1 protein-coding gene is annotated in these 576 nt (G+C 67.9%); it reads left to right on the forward strand.

Annotated features, from left to right (window positions below; translation table 11 throughout):
- The coding region (locus tag A5691_RS20900; RefSeq protein WP_067760195.1) for a cutinase family protein at window positions 1-576 on the forward strand (576 nt) is incomplete at both ends.

The following is a 576-nucleotide window of genomic DNA, read 5'->3' on the forward strand; positions in this document are numbered from 1 at the left end:
TGTCCGGACGTGCAGGTGGTGTTCGCCCGCGGCACCGGTGAAGCCCCCGGAGTCGGGCCCACCGGCCAGGCCTTCGTCGACGCGCTGCACTCGCGCGTGGGCGCCAAGTCGTTCGACGTCTACCCGGTCAACTACCCCGCCAGCGACCAATGGGACACCGGCATCGACGGCGTCAGAGACGCTGGCGCCCACGTCGTTTCGATGGCCCACGACTGCCCCAACACCAAAATGGTGCTCGGCGGCTACTCCCAGGGCGCAGCCGTCATGGGCTTCGTCACCTCCCCCTCGGTACCCGACGGCATCGACCCCAACACCGTCCCCAAGCCCCTCGACCCCACCGTCGCCAGCCACGTGTCCTCGGTCGTGCTCTTCGGCATGCCCAACGTGCGCGCCATGAACTTCCTCGGCGAACCCCCCGTCGTCATCGGCCCTACCTTCGCCGACAAGACCATCAAGGTCTGCGCCACCGAAGACCCGGTCTGTTCCGACGGCATGAACTTCTCCGCCCACAACACCTACGCCGACGACGGCGCCATGATCGACAAGGGCGTCGCCTTCGCCTCCAGCCACCTCGAC

The organism is Mycobacterium sp. E183, assembly GCF_001667735.1.
Taxonomy (GTDB): Bacteria; Actinomycetota; Actinomycetes; order Mycobacteriales; family Mycobacteriaceae; genus Mycobacterium.